Source organism: Streptomyces sp. NPDC002104 (genome assembly GCF_053593795.1).
Genome location: NZ_JBSFDF010000113.1, coordinates 1 through 2,883 on the forward strand (window position 1 = coordinate 1; position 2,883 = coordinate 2,883).

Below are 2,883 nucleotides of genomic sequence, written 5' to 3' on the forward strand. Positions count from 1 at the left end.
GCCCCAGGGGGTCCGGGCGCAGCCCGGGACCCCTCTTCAGCCCCGCCGGCGTTTGAGGCGCGGGTCCGGGCTGGCCCGGGGAACGGTGGAAGGGCGGGTAGGGGAACTCCGCCCCGCAGGGCCGACCAGTCGCAGCGGTGGCTGCGGTCGGGCCGTGCAGCGGGTGGGGTCAGACCCGGGCCGGGCTCAGGGAGGTCAGGGCCGGCATCAGGCGGAGGGCGTTGTCGCGGTTGATCGCCCGGTGGTGCGCCGGAGTCAGCGCGGGATCCCCCGCCAGCGCCGGCAGCGCGACGCCCGCCACCATGTCCGAAGGACACGCCGGCCAGTCGCTGCCGAAGAGGATGCGCTCCGGCGAAGCCATCGCCAGCAGGGTGCCCGCCGGGGACATGGGCCCGGCGGTGTCGTAGTAGAAGCGGAGCAGGTGGTCCCGGACCATCGCCGGGTCCACGGGCGGAGTCAGCGCCCCCGCGAAGGCCTGGACCCGGGTGGCGATGTGCGGGAGGAAGCCGCCCGCGTGCGGCAGGATCACCGACAGGTTCGGGAACCGGTCCAGCGTGCCCTTGTGGATCATGTTCAGCGCGGCCCGCGTGGTGTCCAGCAGGAAGTCGCACAGGAAGTTCGGGATCCCCGGAACGGTCACCGCCCCCGGCCCGCCGCCCCCGCCCGGCAGGTTGTGCGGGTGCGTGTCCACGACGGCGGACCGTTCGTCCAGCTCCACGAGGAGCGGGTCGTAGGAGGGGTCGCCCAGGTATACGCCCCCGTAGTTCGCCGTCACGTTCACCCCCACCGCCCCCAGCTCGTCGAGCCCCCGCCGCAGCGCCCAGCGCGAGACGTCCGCGTCGTCGAGGAAGAGCGGGGCGTGGAAGGCGAAGCGGCCCGGGTGGGCCTCCGTGACCTCCGCCGCCGCCCGCAGGGTGATGTCGGTGGCCTCGCGGAGCTGCGCGGACGTCGCGTAGCGCGCGGGCAGCATCGGTTTGAGGACGGCGGTGGCGATGCCCGCCCGGTCCATCAGGTCCAGGGCCGTCGCCGCGTCCCAGCGCGCCCACGGCGGCAGGGCCTTGCGGTTCGCCAGGCCCTGGCCCTCGGCCCACTCCAGCCACTGGGGGGCGCAGAAGTGGTGGTGGACGTCGATCCTGCTCTGGCTGCCGTCGTCCGGCGGGGTGGTGATGTCTGCGATGTCCGGCATGGGGGGACCTTATGGCGGGGCCGCGCGGGCGGCCCCGGGACAGGTCCGGGACCCGGCCGATCCGCTCAGGCGGGCGTAGTTTCGGGCCCGAACGGGGTAACGGAGGTTATGCGGGGCGCGGGCCGAGGGAGTGAGGTGGCTGGACAGTCGAGCCCCACGAGAGGTCTGAGACCGTGACGACCGAACCCGCAGTGGCAGTGAGTGACGGCCTCCCCGTCGGCGAGGCCGTGGCGGCCGTATCGATGGGCACGCCGGAGTACCGTACGTGCCCCTACCCGGTGTACCGGTCGCTGCGCGAGCAGGCCCCCGTCAGCAAGCTGACCACGCGCCACGGGGTGGACACGTATCTCATCACCCGGTACGAGGACGCCCGCCTCGCGCTGGCCGATCCGCGCATCGGCAAGGACATGCACGAGGGCATCGACATCTACCACGCCGTCTTCGGGGACACCTGTGACGCCCTCGACGACAACCTGATCTTCGCCGACCCCCCTCGGCACACCCGGCTGCGGCACATCGCGCACGAGGCCTTCACCCCGCGTCACGTCAAGCTCCTGCGCCCGCGCATCGAGCAGCTCGCCGCCGAACTGCTCGACAAGTGTCCGACGGACACCCCCGTCGACCTGATGTCCTCCTTCGCCCTGCCGCTGCCCGTCATGGTCATCTGCGAGCTGCTCGGGATCGTCGGGGACGAGCGCACCGAGGTCCTGACGTGGTTCGGGCAGGTGACGCGCTCCCGGTTCAGCAAGGACGCGGCCGGCGACCTGGCCGCGGCGGAGGACTGGCTGCGGCACTACTTCCTCCGGCTGGTCGCCCGCAAGCGCGCGGAGCCCGACGACGACTTCCTCACCGTGCTGATCCAGACGGAGCACGAGGACGGGGCGCTGACGGACGACGAACTCGTCTCGATGATGTGGGTCCTGCTCTTCGCGGGCCACAAGACCACGACCTTCCAGATCGGCAACGCGGTCTTCTCCCTGCTGTCCCACCCCGACCAGCTGGCGCTCGTACGGGAGGACCGGGAGCTGCTGCCCCAGGCGATCGAGGAGCTCGTCCGGTTCGAGTGCTCCGTGGAGACCTCCACCTTCCGCTACGCCCTGGAGGATCTGGAGATCGGGGGAGTTCCCATCGCGCGGGGCTCCATCGTCCAGATCGCGATCTCCTCCGCGAACCGGGACCCGGAGAAGTTCGCGGAGCCGGACACCCTGGACGTGACGCGGAAGGGGCTGCAGGGCACCCACCTCGGTTTCGGCCACGGACCCCACTACTGCCTCGGCGCCCCGCTGGCCCGGATGGAGCTGGAGACCGCGCTGACGGCCCTGCTCGACCGGTTCCCCGACATGGTCCTGGCGACGCCCGAGCCGGGGCAGGAGGAGTGGCTCAAGGGGCCGTTCCCCGCCTTCCGCGGGCTGGAGCGGCTGCCGGTCGCGCTGGACCCGTCGCGGACCGTCGACGACTGGACCGAGGTCTAGGTCTAGGTCGACGACTGGGTCGAGGTCTAGGCGGAGGTCTAGGTCGAGGTCTAGGTCTAGGCCGGCCCCGGCCCCGGCCCCGGCCCCGGCCCCGGTCGCCGTCGCACCGCGCCGTTCGTTCGTCCGCCCGCCCCGTGGGTCCTCCGTAGGGATCCGCGGGGCCCGCACCGCAGGGGCAGCACCCCGGCGGCGAAGCCCCGTACGGCGGGCCCGCCCAGCCGGGCC

Annotated in this window: 2 protein-coding genes; one reads left to right on the top strand and one right to left on the bottom strand. The window is 72.7% G+C overall.

The genetic code is table 11. The features are described from left to right. Window positions 1-169: 169 nt before the first annotated feature. Window positions 170-1,186 (bottom strand): amidohydrolase family protein, encoded by a 1,017-nt coding sequence (locus ACWCP2_RS38110; protein ID WP_450913120.1) that lies wholly within the window; start codon window positions 1,184-1,186, stop codon window positions 170-172. Window positions 1,187-1,359: 173 nt separating this feature from the next. On the opposite strand from ACWCP2_RS38110, the gene ACWCP2_RS38115 reads away from it, so the two are divergent. Then, window positions 1,360-2,658, top strand: coding sequence for a cytochrome P450 family protein (locus tag ACWCP2_RS38115; RefSeq protein ID WP_450913121.1), 1,299 nt, complete (start codon window positions 1,360-1,362; stop codon window positions 2,656-2,658). Window positions 2,659-2,883 lie beyond the last annotated feature (225 nt).

What these genes read in the sequence shown, in the direction of transcription:
- ACWCP2_RS38110 (WP_450913120.1), bottom strand. Translation starts at nt 1,186, where the DNA reads ATGCCGGACATCGCAGACATCACCACCCCGCCGGACGACGGCAGCCAG.